Raw genomic sequence first — 20,062 nt, forward strand, 5'->3', positions numbered from 1 at the left:
CCGAATTCAGGCAGGAAAACACATGATGGACGCCTTCGAACTTCCCACCACCCTGGTCCAGGCCCTGCGTCGCCGCGCTGTCCAGGAGCCCGAGCGCCTGGCGCTGCGCTTCCTCGCCGAGGACGATGGCGAAGGCGTGGTCCTCAGCTATCGCGATCTCGACCTGCGCGCGCGGAGCATCGCCGCGGCCCTGCAGGCCCATGCGCAGCTGGGCGATCGCGCGGTACTGCTGTTTCCCAGCGGCCCCGACTACGTCGCGGCGTTCTTCGGTTGCCTGTATGCCGGGGTCATCGCGGTGCCGGCCTACCCGCCGGAATCGGCGCGCCGCCATCACCAGGAACGCCTGTTGTCGATCATCGCCGACGCCGAGCCGCGCCTGGTCCTGACCACCGCTGACCTGCGCGAGCCATTGCTGCAGATGAACGCGCAACTGTCCGCCGCCAACGCCCCGCAACTGCTCTGCGTCGACCAGTTGGACCCGGCCGTTGCCGAGGCCTGGGACGAGCCGCAAGTGCGTCCCGAGCACATCGCCTTCCTCCAGTACACCTCCGGTTCAACCGCACTGCCCAAGGGCGTGCAGGTCAGCCATGGCAACCTGGTCGCCAACGAGGTGCTGATCCGCCGAGGCTTCGGCATCGGTGCCGACGACGTGATCGTCAGCTGGCTGCCGCTGTACCACGACATGGGCCTGATCGGCGGCCTGCTGCAACCGATCTTCAGCGGCGTACCCTGCGTGCTGATGTCGCCGCGCTACTTCCTCGAACGTCCGGTGCGCTGGCTGGAAGCCATCAGCCAGTACGGCGGCACCGTCAGCGGCGGTCCCGATTTCGCCTACCGGCTGTGCAGCGAGCGGGTCGCCGAGTCGGCCCTGCAGCGTCTCGACCTGAGCGGTTGGCGGGTAGCCTTCTCCGGTTCCGAGCCGATCCGCCAGGACAGCCTGGAACGCTTCGCCGAGAAATTCGCCGCCAGCCGCTTCGATGCGTCCAGTTTCTTCGCCTGCTACGGCCTCGCCGAGGCGACCCTGTTCGTCACCGGCGGCCAGCGCGGCCAGGGCATTCCCGCCCTGGCGGTGGATGGCGAGGCGCTGGCGCGCAACCGCATCGCCGAAGGCGAAGGCAGCGTGCTGATGTGCTGCGGCCGCAGCCAGCCGGAACACGCCGTGCTGATCGTCGACGCGGCGAGCGGCGAGGTCCTCGGCGACGACAACGTCGGCGAGATCTGGGCCGCCGGGCCGAGCATCGCCCACGGTTACTGGCGCAACCCGGAAGCTTCGGCGAAGACCTTCGTCGAGCGTGACGGGCGCACCTGGCTGCGCACCGGCGACCTCGGCTTCCTCCGCGACGGCGAACTGTTCGTCACCGGGCGCCTGAAGGACATGCTCATCGTCCGCGGCCACAACCTCTATCCGCAGGACATCGAACGCACTGTCGAGAGCGAGGTGCCGTCGGCGCGCAAGGGCAGGGTCGCGGCCTTCGCGGTCACGGTCGATGGCGAGGAAGGCATCGGCATCGCCGCCGAGATCGGTCGCGGCGTCCAGAAATCGGTGCCGGCCCAGGAGCTGATCGACTCGATCCGCCAGGCGGTGGCCGAGGCCTACCAGGAAGCGCCGAAGGTGGTGGCGCTGCTCAATCCCGGCGCCTTGCCGAAGACGTCCAGCGGCAAGCTGCAACGTTCCGCCTGCCGCCTGCGCCTGGAAGACGGCAGCCTGGACAGCTATGCGCTGTTTCCCGGCCTCCAGGCCGTGCAGGAGGCGCAGCCGCCGGCAGGCGACGACGAACTGCTGGCACGCATCGGCGAGATCTGGAAGGCCCGGCTGGGCGTGGCGCAGGTAGCGCCGCGCGATCACTTCTTCCTGCTTGGCGGCAATTCCATCGGCGCCGCCCAGGTGGTCGCCCAGGTGCGCGACAGTCTCGGCGTCGCCCTCGACCTGCGCCAACTGTTCGAGGCGCCGACCCTGCAGGCCTTCAGCGCCACGGTGGCCCGCCAACTGGCCGCCGGCCTGCCGGCCGAGGCACCGATGGCGCACCTGCCGCGCGGTGTCGACCTGCCGCAGTCGGCGGCGCAGCAGCGTCTCTGGCTGACCTGGCAGATCGATCCGCAGAGCGCCGCCTACAACATCCCCGGCGGCCTGCGCCTGCGCGGCGAGCTGGACGAAGCGGCGCTGCGCGCCAGCTTCCAGCGCCTGGTCGAACGCCACGAAGCGCTGCGCACGCGTTTCCTCGAGCGCGACGGCGCGGCCTTGCAGCGTATCGACGAGCGGGGCGAGTTCGCCTGGCAGTTCGTCGACCTCGCCGCGCTGGCCGAGCACGAACGCGCCGCGGCTGCCGCGCAGCGCCGCGAAGCCGAGGCGCAGCAGCCGTTCGACCTGGAAAAGGGGCCGCTGCTGCGGGTCAGCCTGGTGCGCCTGGACGAACAGGAGCACCAGCTCTGGGTCACCCTGCATCACATCGTCGCCGATGGTTGGTCGCTGAACCTGCTGCTCGACGAATTCTCGCGGCTCTACGCCGAAGCCTGCGGCGGCCAGCCGGCCGACCTGGCGCCGCTGGAACTGCACTACGCCGAGTTCGCTGCCTGGCAACGGCAGTGGCTGGACGCGGGCGAGGGCGCCCGCCAACTGGCCTACTGGCGGGAGCGCCTGGGCGACGCGGCGCCGGTGCTGGAACTGGCCACCGACCATCCGCGCACGGCGCGCCAGGCGTCGCCCGCCGCGCGCTACAGCCTGCGGGTCGACGAAGCCCTGGCGCGGGCTATCCGCGAGGCCGCGCTGGACCATGAGGCGAGTGTCTTCATGTGGCTGCTGGCGGCGTTCCAGGCGCTGCTGCATCGCCACAGCGGGCAGGGCGAGATCCGCATCGGCGTGCCCAGCGCCAACCGCCAGCGCCTGGAGACCCAGGGGCTGGTCGGCTTCTTCATCAACACCCTGGTCCTGCGCGGCACGCCCCGGGCGCGCCAGCCGTTCGCCGCGTTGCTCGGCGAGGCTCGCGAGGCGACCCTCGGCGCCCAGGCCAACCAGGACCTGCCGTTCGACCAGGTGCTCGCAGCCTGCGGCCAGGGCGGCCAGTTGTTCCAGGTGCTGTTCAACCACCAGCAGCGCGACCTGTCGGCGTTGCGCCGGCTGCCCGGCCTGCTCGCCGACGAGCTGCCCTGGCACAGCCGCGAAGCCAAGTTCGACCTGCAACTGCAGAGCGAGGAGGACGCTCGCGGTCGCCTGACCCTGAATTTCGACTACGCCGCGGACCTCTTCGACGAGGCCAGCATCCGGCGTTTCGCCGCGCAATACCTGGAGCTGCTGCGCCAGGTCGCGGAAGACCCGCAGCGCTGCCTCGGCGATATCGCCCTGGTCGACGCCGAGCAGGCGGCGCACCTCGCCGAATGGGGCAGCGCGCCCTGCGAGCCGGCGCGCGCCTGGCTGCCGGAGCTGCTGGAGCGGCAACTGGCGCGGTCCGCCGAACGCGTCGCCCTGGAGTGGGACGGCGGCAGCCTCGGCTACGCCGAACTGCACGCCCGGGCCAACCGCCTGGCCCACTACCTGCGCGACAAGGGCGTCGGCCCGGACGTGCGGGTAGCGATCTGCGCCGAGCGTTCGCCGCAACTGCTGGTCGGTCTGCTGGCGATCGTCAAGGCGGGCGGCGCCTACGTGCCGCTGGACCCGGACTACCCCAGCGAACGCCTGGCCTACATGCTCGCCGACAGCGGCGTCGAGTTGCTACTGACCCAGGCCCATCTGTTCGAGCGCCTGCCTGTCGCGGAGGGCGTCACGCCGATCTGCCTGGACAGCCTCAAACTCGACAACTGGCCGAGCCAGGCACCGGGCCTGCACCTGCACGGCGACAATCTCGCCTACGTCATCTACACCTCCGGCTCCACCGGCCAGCCGAAGGGCGTGGGCAACACCCACGCGGCGCTGGCCGAGCGCCTGCAGTGGATGCAGGCCACCTACGCCCTCGACGGCGACGACGTGCTGATGCAGAAGGCGCCGGTGAGCTTCGACGTGTCGGTGTGGGAGTGCTTCTGGCCGCTGGTCACCGGTTGCCGGCTGGTCCTCGCCGCCCCCGGCGAGCACCGCGATCCGGCGCGCCTGGTGGAACTGGTGCGGCAGTTCGGGGTGACCACGCTGCACTTCGTGCCGCCGCTGCTGCAACTGTTCATCGACGAACCCGGCGTCGCCGCCTGCGGCAGCCTGCGCCGCCTGTTCTCCGGCGGCGAGGCGCTTCCGGCGGAGCTGCGCAACCGCGTGTTGCAACGCCTGCCGGCAGTGGCCCTGCATAACCGCTACGGGCCGACCGAGACCGCCATCAACGTCACCCATTGGCAATGCCGCGCGGAAGACGGCGAGCGTTCGCCGATCGGCCGGCCGCTGGGCAACGTGGTCTGCCGCGTGCTGGACGCCGAGTTCAACCTACTGCCGGCCGGCGTCGCCGGCGAGCTGTGCATCGGCGGCCTGGGCCTGGCCCGTGGCTACCTGGGGCGCCCGGCGCTGAGCGCCGAGCGCTTCGTCGCCGATCCGTTCTCGGCCGCCGGCGAGCGCCTGTACCGCACCGGCGACCGCGCGCGCTGGAACGCCGACGGCGTGCTGGAATACCTCGGCCGCCTCGACCAGCAGGTCAAGCTGCGTGGCTTCCGCATCGAGCCGGAGGAAATCCAGGCACGCCTGCTGGCGCAGCCGGGGGTGGCCCAGGCGGTAGTGGTGATCCGCGAAGGCGTGGCCGGCAGCCAGTTGGTCGGCTACTACACCGGCGCTGTCGGCGCCGAGGCGGAAGCCGAGCAGAACCAGCGTCTGCGCGCCGCGCTACAGGCCGAACTGCCGGAATACATGGTCCCGGCGCAGTTGATGCGCCTCGCGCAGATGCCCCTCGGCCCGAGCGGCAAGCTGGATACGCGGGCGCTGCCGGAGCCGGTCTGGCAGCAGCGCGAGCACGTCGAGCCGCGGACCGAGCTGCAACGGCGCATCGCCGCGATCTGGAGCGAAGTGCTCGGCCTGCCGCAGGTCGGCCTGCGCGACGATTTCTTCGAACTCGGCGGGCATTCCCTGCTGGCCACCCGCATCGTCTCGCGCACCCGCCAGGCCTGCGACGTCGAACTGCCGTTGCGCGCGCTGTTCGAGGCCAGCGAACTGGAGGCCTTCTGCGAACAGGTCCGCGCAGCCCAGGCCGCCGGACGCACCGACAGCCACGGCGCGATCCGCCGCATCGACCGCGAGCAGCCGGTGCCGCTGTCCTACTCGCAGCAGCGCATGTGGTTCCTCTGGCAACTGGAGCCGGACAGCCCGGCCTATAACGTCGGCGGCCTGGCGCGCCTGAGCGGGCCGCTGGACGTGGCGCGCTTCGAGGCCGCGCTACAGGCCCTGGTGCTGCGCCACGAGACCCTGCGCACCACGTTCCCCAGCGTCGACGGCGTGCCGGTACAGCGCGTACATAGCGATGGCGGCCTGCACATGGACTGGCAGGACTTCTCCGCGCTCGACCGCGACAGCCGCCGGCAGCACCTGCAGACCCTCGCCGACAGCGAGGCGCACCGTCCCTTCGACCTTGAGAGCGGGCCGTTGCTGCGGGTCTGCATGGTGAAGATGGCCGAGCGCGAGCACTACCTGGTGGTGACCCTGCACCACATCGTCACCGAAGGCTGGGCGATGGACATCTTCGCCCGCGAACTGGGCGCGCTCTACGAGGCCTTCCTCGACGACCGCGAATCGCCGCTGGAGCCGTTGCCGGTCCAGTACCTGGACTACAGCGTGTGGCAGCGCGAGTGGCTGGAGAGCGGCGAGCGCCAGCGCCAGCTCGACTACTGGAAGGCCCAGCTGGGCAACGAGCATCCGCTGCTCGAACTGCCGGGCGACCGGCCACGCCCGCCGGTGCAGAGCCACCAGGGCGACCTCTACCGCTTCGACCTGAGCCCCGAGCTGGCCGAGCGCGTGCGTCGCTTCAACGCCGCCCGCGGGCTGACCATGTTCATGACCATGACCGCCACCCTTGCGGCCTTGCTCTACCGCTACAGCGGCCAGCAGGACCTGCGTATCGGCGCGCCGGTGGCGAACCGCATCCGCCCGGAGAGCGAAGGGCTGATCGGCGCCTTCCTCAATACCCAGGTGCTGCGCTGCCGGCTCGACGGACAGATGAGCGTCGGCGAGCTGCTTGAGCAGGTGCGGCAGACCGTGATCGATGGCCAGTCGCACCAGGACCTGCCGTTCGACCACCTGGTGGAAGCCCTGCAACCTCCGCGCAGCGCCGCCTACAACCCGTTGTTCCAGGTGATGTGCAACGTCCAGCGCTGGGAGTTCCAGCAAACCCGGCAACTGGCCGGGATGACCGTCGAGTACATCGCCAACGATGCGCGGGCGACCAAGTTCGACCTCAACCTTGAGGTCACCGACCTCGACCAGCGCCTCGGCTGCTGCCTGACCTACAGCCGCGACCTGTTCGACGAACCGCGCATCGCGCGGATGGCCGGACACTGGCAGAACCTGCTGGAGGCGCTGCTGGGCGACCCGCAGCGGCGCATTGCCGAATTGCCGCTGTTCGCCGCCGAGGAGCGGAAGCAACTGCTGCTCGCCGGCACGGCCGGCGAGGCAGGGCTCCAGGACACCCTCCATGGCCTGTTCGCCGCCCGCGTGGCGGCCAGCCCCCAGGCCCCGGCGCTGACCTTCGCCGGGCAGACCCTGAGCTATGCCGAACTCGATGCCCGCTCCAACCGTCTGGCGCGCGTCCTGCGCAGTCACGGCGTCGGCCCGGAAGTGCGGGTCGGCCTGGCCCTGGAGCGTTCGCTGGAGATGGTCGTCGGCCTGCTGGCGATCCTCAAGGCCGGCGGCGCCTACGTGCCGCTGGACCCGGAATATCCGCTGGAGCGCCTGCAATACATGATCGAGGACAGCGGCGTACGCCTGCTGCTCAGCCACGCGGCGCTGTTCGAGGCCCTCGGCGAGCTGCCGGCAGGCGTGGCGCGCTGGTGCCTCGAGGAGGACGGCCCGGCGCTGGACGCCGAGGACCCCGCGCCGCTGGCAGCGCTGAGCGGGCCGCAGCACCAGGCCTACCTGATCTATACCTCCGGCTCCACCGGCAAGCCGAAGGGCGTGGCGGTCTCCCACGGCGAGATCGCCATGCACTGCGCCGCGGTGATCGAGCGCTTCGGCATGCGCGCCGAGGATTGCGAACTGCACTTCTATTCGATCAACTTCGACGCTGCCAGCGAGCGCCTGCTGGCCCCGTTGCTGTGCGGCGCCCGCGTGGTGCTGCGGGCCCAGGGCCAGTGGGGCGCGGAGGAAATCTGCGAGCTGATCCGTGCGGAGGGCGTGAGCATCCTCGGCTTCACCCCGAGCTACGGCAGCCAGCTCGCCCAGTGGCTGGAGAGCCAGGGCCGGCAGTTGCCGGTGCGCATGTGCATCACCGGCGGCGAAGCGCTGACCGGCGAGCACCTGCAACGGATTCGCCAGGCCTTCGCCCCGGCGTCGTTCTTCAATGCCTACGGACCGACCGAGACGGTGGTCATGCCGCTGGCCTGCCTGGCTCCCGAACGACTGGAGGAGGGTGCCGCCAGCGTGCCGATCGGCAGCGTGGTCGGCGCGCGGGTCGCCTACATCCTGGATGCCGACCTGGCCCTGGTGCCGCAGGGCGCGACCGGCGAACTCTACGTCGGCGGCGCCGGCCTGGCGCGCGGCTACCATGAGCGTCCGGCGCTCAGCGCCGAGCGCTTCGTGCCCGATCCCTTCGCTGCCGAGGGCGGCCGCCTGTACCGCACCGGCGACCTGGTGCGCCTGTGCGACAACGGCCAGGTGGAATATGTCGGCCGCATCGACCACCAGGTGAAGATCCGTGGCTTCCGCATCGAACTGGGCGAGATCGAGGCGCGCCTGCTGGAGCATCCGCAAGTTCGCGAAGCGCTGGTCCTGGCGCTCGACAGCCCGAGCGGCAAGCAGTTGGCCGGTTATGTCGCCAGCGCGGTGGCCGAGCAGGACGAGGACGCCCAGGCGGCGCTGCGCGAGGCGCTGAAAACGCATCTCAAGCAGCAATTGCCGGACTACATGGTGCCGGCCCACCTGCTGTTGCTCGCCAGCCTGCCGCTGACCGCCAACGGCAAGCTCGACCGCCGCGCGCTGCCGGCGCCCGACCCGGCGCTCAACCGGCAGGCCTACGAGGCCCCGCGCAGCGTGCTGGAGCAGCAACTGGCCGGGGTCTGGCGCGAGGTGCTGAACGTCGAGCGGGTAGGTCTCGGCGACAACTTCTTCGAACTGGGCGGCGATTCGATCCTGTCGATCCAGGTGGTCAGCCGCGCCCGCCAGCTCGGCATCCACTTCAGCCCCCGCGACCTGTTCCAGCACCAGACCGTGCAGAGCCTCGCCGCGGTGGCCCGGCACAGCCAGGCCAGCCAGGCCGAGCAGGGGCCGGTGCAGGGCGACAGCGCGCTGACGCCGATCCAGCACTGGTTCTTCGACCTGCCGCTGGCGCGCCGCGAACACTGGAACCAGTCGCTGCTGTTGCAGCCGCGGCAGGCCATTGACCTCGGTCTGCTGCGCAAGTCCCTGCAACGCCTGGTCGAACAGCATGATGCCCTGCGCCTGGCGTTCCGCCAGGTCGACGGCGAGTGGCTGGCGCAGCATCGTCCGCTGCACGAACAGGAACTGCTCTGGCACGTTCCGGTGCAATCCTTCGACGAATGCGCCGAGCTGTTCGCCAAGGCCCAGCGCAGCCTCGACCTCGAACAGGGGCCGCTGCTGCGCGCGGTGCTGGTGGACGGCCCGGCCGGCGAGCAACGCCTGCTGCTGGCGATCCACCACCTGGTGGTGGACGGGGTGTCCTGGCGGGTGCTGCTGGAGGACCTGCAACAGGTCTACCGTCAGTTCGCCGAGGGCGCCGAACCGGCGTTGCCGGCCAAGACCAGCGCCTTCCGCGACTGGGCCGGACGCCTGCAGGCCTACGCCGGCAGCGAATCGCTGCGCGAAGAGCTGGGCTGGTGGCAAGCCCGGCTGGGCGGGCAGTCGGCCGAGTGGCCATGCGACCGCCCGCGGGGCGACAACCGCGAGGCGCTGGCGGAAAGTGTCAGCCTGCGGCTCGACCCGCAACGTACCCGGCAATTGCTGCAACAGGCGCCGGCGGCCTACCGCACCCAGGTCAACGACCTGCTGCTGACCGCCCTCGCTCGCGTGCTCTGCCGCTGGAGCGGGCAGCCGTCGACGCTGGTGCAGTTGGAAGGGCATGGCCGCGAGGCGCTGTTCGACGATATCGACCTGACCCGCAGCGTCGGCTGGTTCACCAGCGCCTACCCGTTGCGCCTGACCCCGGCGCAGAGCCCGGGCGAGTCGATCAAGGCGATCAAGGAACAGCTCCGCGCGGTGCCGCACAAAGGCCTCGGCTACGGCGTGCTGCGCTACCTCGCCGATCCGGCGGTGCGCCAGGCGATGGCCGCGCTGCCCACGGCGCCGATCACCTTCAACTACCTCGGACAGTTCGACCAGAGCTTCGCCGATGCCCTGTTCCAGCCGCTGGACCAGCCCACCGGGCCGATCCACGACGAGCAGGCGCCGTTGCCCAACGAGCTGAGCGTCGATGGCCAGGTCTACGGCGGTGAGCTGGTGCTGCGCTGGACCTACAGCCGCGAGCGCTACGACGCGCAGACGGTGAACGAGCTGGCGCAGGCCTATCTCGCCGAACTGCAGGCGCTGATCGAGCATTGCCTGGAAGACGGCGCCGGCGGCCTGACCCCGTCCGACTTCCCGCTGGCGCAACTGAGCCAGGCGCAACTGGACGCCCTGGCGGTGCCGGCCGGCGAGATCGAGGACGTCTACCCGCTGACCCCGATGCAGGAAGGGTTGCTGTTACACACCCTGCTGGAACCGGGCACCGGCATCTACTACATGCAGGACCGCTACCGGATCGACAGCCCGCTCGATCCCGAGCGCTTCGCCGCCGCCTGGCAGGCGGTGGTGGCCCGCCACGAGGCGCTGCGCGCGTCGTTCGTCTGGAATGCCGGCGAAACGATGCTGCAGGTGATCCACAAGCCCGGTCGCACCCGCATCGAGTTCCTCGACTGGAGCGAGCTGCCGGAGGACGGCCACGAGGAGCTCCTGCAAGCGCTGCACAAGCGCGAGCGCGAGGCCGGCTTCGATCTGCTCGAACAGCCGCCGTTCCACCTGCGCCTGATCCGCCTGGGCGAGGCGCGCTACTGGTTCATGATGAGCAACCACCACATCCTCATCGATGCCTGGTGCCGTGGCCTGCTGATGAGCGACTTCTTCGAGATCTACAGTGCTCTCGGCGAAAGCCGCCCGGCGAACCTGCCGACGCCGCCGCGCTACCGCGACTACATCGCCTGGCTGCAACGCCAGGACCTGGAGCAATCGCGCCGCTGGTGGAGCGAGAGCCTGCGCGGTTTCGAGCGGCCGACCCTGGTGCCCAGCGACCGCCCGTTCCTCCGCGAGCACGCCGGCGAGAGCGGCGGGATGATCGTCGGTGACCGCTACACGCGTCTGGACGCCGCCGACGGCGCGCGCCTGCGCGAACTGGCGCAGCGCTACCAGCTCACCGTCAACACCTTCGCCCAGGCCGCCTGGGCGCTGACCCTGCGCCGCTTCAGCGGCGAGCGCGACGTGCTGTTCGGCGTCACCGTGGCCGGGCGCCCAGTGGGCATGCCGGAAATGCAGCGCACCGTCGGCCTGTTCATCAACAGCATCCCATTGCGCGTGCAGATGCCGGCCGCCGGCCAGCGCTGCACGGTGCGCGAATGGCTGAACCGGCTGTTCGAGCGCAACCTGGAGTTGCGCGAGCACGAGCACCTGCCCCTGGTGGCCATCCAGGAAAGCAGCGAGCTGCCCAAGGGCCAGCCGCTGTTCGACAGCCTGTTCGTGTTCGAGAACGCCCCGGTGGAAGTCTCGGTGCTGGACCGCGCGCAGAGCCTGAACGCCAGTTCCGACTCCGGGCGTACCCACACCAACTTCCCGTTGACCGTGGTCTGCTATCCGGGCGATGACCTCGGCCTGCACCTGTCCTACGACCAGCGCTACTTCGAGGCGCCGACCGTCGAGCGCCTGCTCGGCGAGTTCAAGCGCCTGCTGCTGGCCCTGGCCGACGGTTTCCACGGCGAACTGGAGGCCTTGCCGCTGCTCGGCGAGGACGAGCGCGACTTCCTCCTCGACGGCTGCAACCGCAGCGCCCGTGACTACCCGCTGGAGCAAGGCTACGTGCGGCTGTTCGAGGCGCAGGTGGCAGCCCATCCGCAGCGCATCGCCGCCAGTTGCCTGGAACAGCGCTGGAGCTACGCCGAGCTGAACCGCCGGGCCAACCGCCTCGGCCACGCCCTGCGCGCCGCCGGCGTCGGCATCGACCAGCCGGTGGCACTGCTGGCCGAGCGCGGCCTCGACCTGCTCGGCATGATCGTCGGCAGCTTCAAGGCCGGTGCCGGCTACCTGCCGCTCGACCCCGGCCATCCGACCCAGCGCCTGACCCGGATCGTCGAGCTGAGCCGCACGCCGGTGCTGGTCTGCACCCAGGCCTGCCGCGAGCAGGCGCTGGCGCTGTTCGACGAACTCGGCTGCGTCGACCGGCCGCGCCTGCTGGTGTGGGACGAGATCCAGCAGGGCGAGGGCGCCGAGCACGATCCGCAGGTCTACAGCGGGCCGCAGAACCTCGCCTACGTGATCTACACCTCCGGCTCCACCGGACTGCCGAAGGGCGTGATGGTGGAGCAGGCGGGCATGCTCAACAACCAGTTGAGCAAGGTCCCGTACCTGGAACTGGACGAGAACGACGTGATCGCCCAGACCGCCTCGCAGAGCTTCGACATCTCGGTCTGGCAGTTCCTCGCCGCGCCGTTGTTCGGCGCCCGCGTGGCGATCGTGCCGAACGCCATCGCCCACGATCCGCAGGGCCTGCTGGCGCACGTCGGCGAACAGGGCATCACGGTGCTGGAAAGCGTGCCGTCGCTGATCCAGGGCATGCTCGCCGAAGAGCGCCAGGCCCTCGACGGCCTGCGCTGGATGCTGCCCACCGGCGAGGCGATGCCGCCGGAACTGGCGCGCCAGTGGCTCAAGCGCTACCCACGGATCGGCCTGGTGAATGCCTACGGGCCGGCGGAGTGTTCCGACGACGTGGCGTTCTTCCGCGTCGACCTGGCCTCCACCGAGAGCACCTACCTGCCGATCGGCAGTCCCACCGACAACAACCGCCTGTACCTGCTCGGCGCCGGCGCCGACGACGCCTTCGAACTGGTGCCGCTGGGCGCGGTGGGCGAGCTGTGCGTGGCCGGCACCGGCGTCGGCCGTGGCTACGTCGGCGACCCGCTGCGCACCGCCCAGGCCTTCGTCCCGCATCCGTTCGGCGCGCCGGGCGAGCGCCTGTACCGTACCGGCGACCTGGCGCGGCGGCGCGCCGACGGGGTGCTGGAATATGTCGGGCGGATCGACCACCAGGTGAAGATCCGCGGCTTCCGCATCGAGCTGGGCGAGATCGAGGCGCGCCTGCACGAACGCGCCGACGTCCGCGAGGCGGCGGTGGCGGTCCAGGAAGGGGCGAACGGTAAGTACCTGGTGGGCTACCTGGTTCCCGGCGAGACACCGCGTTCCAGCGCCGACTCGCCGGCCGGACTGATGGTGGAGCAGGGCGCCTGGTTCGAGCGGATCAAGCAGCAACTGCGCGCCGACCTGCCGGACTACATGGTGCCGCTGCACTGGCTGGTGCTGGACCGGATGCCGCTCAACGCCAACGGCAAGCTCGACCGCAAGGCGCTGCCGGCGCTGGACATCGGCCAGATGCAGAACCAGGCCTACCAGGCCCCGCGCAACGAACTGGAGGAAACCCTGGCACGGATCTGGGCCGAGGTGCTGAAGGTCGAGCGGGTCGGGGTGTTCGACAACTTCTTCGAACTCGGCGGGCATTCGCTGCTGGCCACCCAGATCGCCTCGCGGGTGCAGAAGGCCCTGCAACGCAACGTGCCGCTACGGGCGATGTTCGAATGCACCACGGTGGAAGAGCTGGCCAGTTACATCGAGTCCCTGGCCCCGAGCGAGATCAGCGAGCAGAAGGCCGAGCGCCTGAACGACCTGATGTCGAAGCTGGAAATGCTCTGATCGGATCCGGCCGCCGAGCCCTTCGCGGAGGGCGATGAAAATGGCCGGAAGGGAATGTTCCATACTCCCTTCCGGCCATTCTTCATATATGTGCGTATATATAAACGCCGATATACGGGTCGGCTTGGTTCATTACAACGCGATATTCCCGACTTTCGCCGAAGCTGCGTTGTAACGCTGGTGCTGTTTACGCTTGACCGAAGAACTGCGCTTGAAACGCCGGGTCGCCGTAAAGATGTTCTTCAAGGTGATCGGGAATACCGTGATCAATCCGTTGCCCTTGTGATATTCCGGGTTCCGATCGAGGAAGAAACGCACATTCGGATTGCTGTGCGTAGCCCAGCGTGCCCGTTCGTGATCGGCCTCGGTGGTGGTCCAGCCGGTGTCGACCACCAGCGGATCGTTGCTGCTGCGCTTGAAGCTGAACTGGGCGATCAGGTGTTCGAGGAACTTCACGTGGTGGCTTTCCAGGTCGCAGTGGCAGGGCCAGACGTCATCCACGTACTTGGTCACCAGGGCGTAGCTGGAGGGATGGATCAGGGTGTCGAGGAACAGCAGGCGCTTGCCGGGGTTGAGCAACTTGTAGCGCAGCACCTGGCGGGTAAGGAAGGGAATGCTCTGGTTGCTCCCGCGGTACTCCGGGAGGATCCCCGACTCGGCGCGGATCACGCAGGCCTTGCTGTACTGGAAGACTTCCGAGTCGTGGAAATGCACGGCGCAGTAGCCGACGATCTCGTGCTGGCGGTTGCGGTAGATGGCGATGCGGGTGAGGCGGGCGGTGGAGTGGATGACCTCGCGAGCGAAGGATTCATACTGGACGCCATGAAAGATCCTGGCGTGAATCGCGTAGAGTTCGCTTGCGAGGTTTCCCCTCTGTGTTTCGTCGAGTTTTCCCGGGTTGACGACTTCCCGGTAGATCCTGGCAGTCATAATCTTCTCCGAAGGAATCATCCAATATTAATTTTCGAATTTTTTTCATGCCGATGACTTCTTGTTGTTGTGCGTGGAGGTGAGGCTAGGGAAAGTCTATTTCCATATTGTTAACTGGCGCCGCCATACGCCTTAAGCTGCCAGATCTGACAGGGTATTAACTTATATTCGGAACTTGCTTCGGCTCGCTGCGCTGGCGGTCGCTCTTCGCCGCCGGCCTTTATTCTTTCGCTGTCCTTCCGGGGGGGCAGATGACGCAGAACATCTACGATCGCGACGACTTCTTCGCCGCCTGCCGGTCAACCTGCACGCCATACCGCTGTCCGGCTGGCGGCTGGACAGGGAGGGATGGTGCACCTGCTGGACCGCTACTCGATCGAAGGGCCGCGTACCACCGACTGGCTGGCCAGCGGCGTGGTCAAGCGTCACCGCACGTTGGGCAGCCTGCTCAACCTGTTGATCGGGTTCGGGCTTTCGTCTCAAACGGGTGGAGGAGTGGAGCCCCTGCGACGAGCAAGTGGCCGCTCGCCTAGAGCGGCCGCAACTTGCGCAACCAGCGTCGCCAACCCAGTTGCACCATGGGTTCGCCCTGGCGTTCGAGGAGGTCGGGCATCTCGCTGAAATTCACCCAGAGCTTGCCCTGCCAGTCGAGCATGTGCACCACCTGGCGCTCCCAGCGCAACTTGACGTAGCGCGGCATACCGCTGTCGTCGGTGGCGCTGCGCAACTCCGGCACCACCTCGCCGCTGAGCCAGCGGCGCAATTCGCCGCCATCGCCGCGCTGCTGGTAGATCAGCGCGGCATACGCGCCGGACTCGCTGATCAGCCACTGCGCCTGGTCTTCGCCACGTTCGGAACGCAACGACTCCCGGCGCGCCTGGTCGTCGTCCAGGCGGGCGAGCATCTGTTCGGGCTGGCTGTGTTCGATGAGCCGGGCGAAGTCGTCGAGGACGAACCAGGCCTGGTCGTCGATCAGCAGCGCGCGCAGCAATCGCTGCTGTCGGAAGAAGTAGTGCGGGGCAAGCTGGGTATGGCCGTGCATAGGAGAAATCCTTCTCTGAGCTGTCCGCTGCCTGGCTTCTGCCGGCGCGGCAGGGAGACAGGCCGCTCGTGGGTGTTGGGCCAGCAGGCTGTGGCCTGCCGGGAACCGAAGTCGCCGGCGAAAAAAGCCTACTGACAGCGCCTGTAGGACGGCAATGGCTAAGCCTTGTACGAAGTCTCCGATGGCACAAGCCCGCTGAACAGCTAGGCCGTTCTGAACATTACGCCGGCATGGAGAAAACAGGGGATGGACGCTATGCTTGGGAACCCTTTTTTTGGTGGTTTTTTAAAGCCCTTTTAGATCAAAGGGTTAGAGATCGCTGCAAAAAGAGGGGTTTTTCCGGGCTTTGGCGCTGGAGCCCTTGGAGCTGGGAAGGTTGATGGTTTTTTGGTCTTGTTCACTGCCGTATAGGCAGCTAAGAAAACGTTGCCCCCATCCTGACCATCAACGGAGCAAGTTCACTGCCGTATAGGCAGCTAAGAAAGGTGACGCTGCACATCGTCGCCGCCGACTTCAGTTCACTGCCGTATAGGCAGCTAAGAAAAGGAACGCGACCAGGGCGCAGACGGCAACAACGTTCACTGCCGTATAGGCAGCAAAAAAATGTCTCGAAGTTCATAAGCGGGCTTCGGGCGATTTCACTGCCACATAGGTCGTCAAGAAACGGCCAGCAGCCCTGAAGTATCGATTGATGCGGTTCGCTGTCGGCCGGGGTCACCAGTCGAAACGAAGTCCCTTTCCATGGGACTTCGTTGCGGACATGCCGATAAGGCGCTGACGGGGTTCTTCAGAACCAGGGAACGAAACCTCCTTTGCTCAACCCGTAACAGGTGAATCCTCCTTCCTCTGCCGTCACCTGCAACGGCCCGTGGCGGATGAAGAGACGGAAGTGCTGTCCGGTGCTCTGGCTGCGTAGCGTGACGAAGGGCAGGTCCAAGGCTCTCGCGACCGTATCGGGAATGCGTTTCCGAGCCTCCTCCTCACTCAGATCGTGCCGGCGCATGAGCCGCCGCCGCAGACGTTCCGGATTGCTTTTCACCTGAACCCGACTGACCTGACGGTACGGTGTGGGGTGAGGCACGACTGCCGGTTCTCCGAATTGCAGATGGTCCCGCAACCCTTCCAGCCAGGGCCGGGCGAGCAGGGCACGAAGGTCGTCCGCCGAGGCATGAATGCGCAGGCGCTCGCCCAGCCGGGAGCGGCTTTCGTCGAGGTCGGGGAAGCTCACGCCGATCCTGTCCCCGCCCTGTGCCACCAGGGCCTGGTGGAGCTTGCCGAAGAGCACGCTCATGAGTTGCGCCGGGGGAAATTCCGGGTCCGGTCGCAAGCGAATGTCGAGGTAGTGGTCCATGGCTTACTTCTCTTCGGCTTCACCGAACACGCCGCCACGGATCAGGTTGGCGATCACATAGTGCTGTTGCTCCACGGCGGGCGCCTCGTCGCGCAGTACCCAGTTGTCGAGCAGCGTATAGAAGTCCAGCTTCTGCTTGGGCTGGCGATAGGCTTTGCCCTGGGACGTGACGGAGCCGTAGGGCTCCACGGCGATGGGGCCGAGGCCATCTTCGTCGGGATACCAGGTATCGATGGTGCGCAGGGCATTGCCGATCTTCTGCGAGTGGATGGCCGCGGCATCGCGCACGCTGTACAGGGTCTTGCTCTTCTGGCCTTTCTTGTCGCCTTTGTCGAGGATCAGTTCCTGGGAGGGGAAGACTTCCTGGCCATCGCCGATACGGGCGAAGGCGACCACTTCGAGCAGGACATGCCCGCTGCCTGAGAGGCCACTGGCGATCAGTTCAGCGAGCGCGTCCAGTTCGGCGTCGGCCTTGAAGTCGCGCAAGCCGATGGCCAGGGCGTCGAAGCGCCAGGCGCGAGCCACCTCGCCCTGGCGGATATGGTTGATACGGACTTCCACTGCTTCCGCGCCCACCCGGTTGCGCCACAGGAAGCGGGCGTTGGCCAGGTTGTGCGCATAACGACGAGCCAGCTCGGCGAAGCCCTGCTCGTTCACGTAGGTGGCGACCGTTTGCAGCAGCTTGTCACGGTAGGCCGCGTCGTTGCAGGCAGACGGCGTTCCGGCGCCGCCGAGCACGCGGAGGGTGAAGCGGACCTTGAGGGTGTCGGCGTCGCTCGGCAGGTTGGCCACGTCCACCGTCTGCAGGTTGGGCGATTGGATCGAGGCGTCCAGCTTGGCCGGGTCACGGTCCTTGGTCTTGAGGCGGTTGGAGATGGTGCCGCGTACGGACTTCTCGCGCACGGTCACGGCCGGCCATTCCTGCGAGGCGTCGCGTTGCGCCCAGGCGCCAGCGCTCATAAGGGCGTCGGAAGGGTCGAGCTTACGTTCGAAGGCGAGGACGGAAGCGGTGCTCAGTATTGGCTTGGACATGCTGATTTCCTTATGCGATGGCGTGTTCGACGAAACGGGGTGTGCTCCAGCGGTAGAGCCCTTTGTCAGGCTCGACGTGGTGATACCAAAGCAGGTCCGATAACGCGGCGACGCGATGGGGGCTGAGCCATTCGCCCAGACCGAAGAGGTTTTCGACGAAGCGCAGCGGTGTTTCCCTATCACGGGCATTTCGCACTTCGCCGGGGAGGTACAGGGGTGACAGGGCGTTGTAGCCAGCCGGGATCGGCACCAGCCAGCCGGGCTTGTCGCGCACTTGCCAGGCTGCATCGGGCGGCGATGCTTCTTCTTCGGACGAGGTTGCAGGAGGCTCGAAGTTGATTCGACAAAGATCGAGCAGTGCATCGAGCGTGGTGGCTTCGGGGAGCGTGGTACGCAAGGTTTCCAGATGTTGTTGCAACAACGCCTCGCGACTCACCAGGGCGAAGCCGGGGAGCAGGCGGCGGGTAAGCCGGCGCTGGTTCTTGCGCCGCTGTTCGTCGCTGCCACCCAGCATCAGCAGTTCGGCGTTCGGAGCCGGGAAGCGCTCATTGCACCAGGGCAGGATGCTGCCACCGGCGAGGCGCATGGCGCCAGCCTGCTCCTGTACCTGCCTGGCGATTTCCTGTGCGGGGTGATCGTCCAGACCATCGCCATGCACTCCGAGCAGCAGACTGACCTCCAGATGGGCGCGACCTTCTTCGACGATGGCTGCGGTGGAGCCGTCGCGGTTCAGCGGATTGCGGGTCAGGTTGAAGACCTTGGTGCGCTTGCCGGCCGGTTGCGATATCTGCGCTTCGAAGCGGTGACAGACGATGCCGACACCGTCCAGTTCGATATCGAGGGAGATTCCGACTCGACGCTGCAAGGCATGGACGAATCCGGTGAAAGCGCCGGGCGAAGGGAAACCCCAGGTCAAGGGGCTGGAAATGGCGTTGGCGTTCTGGATGGACAGGCGTGGCAGCAACAGCAGCGCCTCGGGATCAGTCACGCTCATCTTCGAGTATCTCCTTGAACATCGTCAGTTCCTTGCTCAGCTCCTGGCTCCATTGGGCGGCTTCCGGGCTACCCAGTATCTGACTGTCGCTGCTGACCGCCCGGTTCAGCCAGTTGGCGAAGCGATTTCCGACCTCGGCAGGCCAGTCACCTCGTAGTCGGCGCTGCAAGAACGTCTCATCGGTCTGTACGCGCAACGGATCGAGCCAGAGCTGCTCCGCGTCATGCAGTTGGCACCCGGGGGTTGCGCTCCAGCCGGGCTCCAGTTCGCGCAGACGGGCGGCGTATTGCAGGGCTTCGTCGCAGATTTGCGCCACCAATTGGGCACGCCGCTGGCGGATGGCGAGGTTGTTATGGACTGTCTTGGCAAGAAAACGCTGCAGGGTACGGGTTAGGCGGGATACTTCAGGAGTTCTTCCGAAGTCATGCTCGAAGACCGAAGAGTGCCGCATCGGCGCGTTTACATCCTGCCTTTGCCAGTTCGGCGGAAGCGTTGGCAGCAACCAGTTCTCGCCACGGCGCTCGTTGTTCAACTGACTGATGTTCTGCGGCTTGGTACCGCCGAACTTCTGGATCGCCAGGTTGGGGTACTCGCTGAATCCGTGGGGCCATGACTCCTGGCGGCTGCGCGCTTCGCGTGCCGCCTTGGCCGCGTCGCCGAAGCGCGCTTCGCGGAGCAGAGCGTGGACGTGATGCACCAGACTGGTGGGAAACAGCGGTGCTAGCAGGTGGTAGCCGGAACCGGGCAGGGGAAAGTACAACTGCTTGGCCAGGCTGTGGGACGCGGGAGCGCCTTTGACGGTCGTGATGCCGATGAACGCTTGCCGCCATTCGCGAGCCTGTTCGGCGTTATCGGACAGCGCCTGTAATGCCTCGGCACTGTCTTCTGTCAGCCAGTTCAGAAGATTTTTACCCTGATACTGGAGACTGAGAAACTTGAATACGTCCAGCGCCGCGGCATTGCCCACCACATCGCTGACCAGCTTGTCACCTAGCTCATGGGAACCGGCGAGGCCCGGTTGCCCGGGTGCTTGCGGCAGGCTGTGCAGGTTGCTGCCGCGGGCGTCGGGATGGATCGGCTTGAGCGTGTGGGTCACCAACTGCAACTGGCCAACCCGCCGGGCGGCATCTGCCAGCCAGGCCTCCCGCCGGTGGGTGGCCAGCAATGTCTGGCGCTTGTCGTCTTCGTCGGGATGGAGTTTGTCCAGCTTGCCCTGGAGGCGCTCCTGGATGAAGGATTCGATGAACTGGCGAAGCTCCTGCCACGTAGGCGTTGGGAGGGGAGAGGTCATCCATGCCTCCTTGGTCGATTGTCATTGACGAGTGCTCGCATTCGAAAGCTGTGCTCCTCAGTTGTATTTCTTGAACCCCAAATAAGGGTGGTAGCTCCATCCCTGGGTGTTTTCTCGCAATCTCATCTCGCCGTAGCGCATGGCGCATTGACGCAGGTCGAGGTCCTCGCGGCCGGCCATTGCGACTAGCTCCTCCCGATAGTTGACCGTGCCCCATGTCTGGATGCGCGGGCCATAGGTGAGGTCGAGGTTGCGCAACAGGTTGTCCTGGTTGCTCCAGGTCCCTTCTTCGTAGCGGCTGAAATGCAAGCGCTCCTCGTCGTCCTCGTCCGGCAGCAGGGCGTAGCATCGCTCCTTGGCGCCTGCGCGAA

At 67.2% G+C, this 20,062-nt stretch carries 8 protein-coding genes; 1 reads left to right on the forward strand and 7 read right to left on the reverse strand.

Annotated features, from left to right (window positions below; genetic code table 11):
* The first annotated feature begins 22 nt into the window (after positions 1-22).
* Positions 23-13,051 (forward strand): pyoverdine non-ribosomal peptide synthetase/polyketide synthase PvdL, encoded by a 13,029-nt coding sequence (gene pvdL / locus FHW81_RS15985; RefSeq protein ID WP_106120648.1) that lies wholly within the window; start codon positions 23-25, stop codon positions 13,049-13,051.
* 132 nt (positions 13,052-13,183) lie between these two features.
* Here the strand turns inward: pvdL and FHW81_RS15990 are convergent, their stop codons facing one another.
* The 7 genes from FHW81_RS15990 to FHW81_RS16020 all read right to left on the reverse strand — a co-directional run bounded on the left by FHW81_RS15990 (position 13,184) and on the right by FHW81_RS16020 (position 20,000).
* The gene (locus tag FHW81_RS15990; protein ID WP_003102987.1) at positions 13,184-13,981 is read right to left on the reverse strand and encodes a hypothetical protein; all 798 of its coding nucleotides are present in this window, start codon (positions 13,979-13,981) and stop codon (positions 13,184-13,186) included.
* A 529-nt stretch (positions 13,982-14,510) separates the two neighbouring features.
* Entirely contained in the window at positions 14,511-15,023 is a 513-nt protein-coding gene (locus FHW81_RS15995; protein ID WP_003089651.1) for a BRO-N domain-containing protein, read from the reverse strand.
* Between the two features lie 787 nt (positions 15,024-15,810).
* The gene (cas6f, locus tag FHW81_RS16000; protein WP_009876500.1) at positions 15,811-16,374 is read right to left on the reverse strand and encodes a type I-F CRISPR-associated endoribonuclease Cas6/Csy4; all 564 of its coding nucleotides are present in this window, start codon (positions 16,372-16,374) and stop codon (positions 15,811-15,813) included.
* A 3-nt stretch (positions 16,375-16,377) separates the two neighbouring features.
* The gene (gene csy3 / locus FHW81_RS16005) at positions 16,378-17,406 is read right to left on the reverse strand and encodes a type I-F CRISPR-associated protein Csy3 (RefSeq protein WP_003143949.1); all 1,029 of its coding nucleotides are present in this window, start codon (positions 17,404-17,406) and stop codon (positions 16,378-16,380) included.
* A gap of 10 nt (positions 17,407-17,416) precedes the next feature.
* Positions 17,417-18,400, reverse strand: a complete 984-nt coding sequence (gene csy2, locus FHW81_RS16010) for a type I-F CRISPR-associated protein Csy2 (RefSeq protein ID WP_009876498.1) — start codon at positions 18,398-18,400, stop codon at positions 17,417-17,419.
* On the reverse strand, positions 18,387-19,691 hold the full coding sequence (gene csy1 / locus FHW81_RS16015; protein WP_009876497.1) for a type I-F CRISPR-associated protein Csy1: 1,305 nt from the start codon (positions 19,689-19,691) through the stop codon (positions 18,387-18,389). The genes csy2 and csy1 overlap by 14 nt, the downstream gene beginning before the upstream one ends.
* Before the next feature lie 57 nt (positions 19,692-19,748).
* Entirely contained in the window at positions 19,749-20,000 is a 252-nt protein-coding gene (locus FHW81_RS16020; RefSeq protein ID WP_253948317.1) for a hypothetical protein, read from the reverse strand.
* Positions 20,001-20,062: the final 62 nt, after the last annotated feature.

The organism is Pseudomonas sp. RC10-4-2 (assembly GCF_050433085.1).
Classification (GTDB): Bacteria; Pseudomonadota; Gammaproteobacteria; order Pseudomonadales; family Pseudomonadaceae; genus Pseudomonas; species Pseudomonas aeruginosa.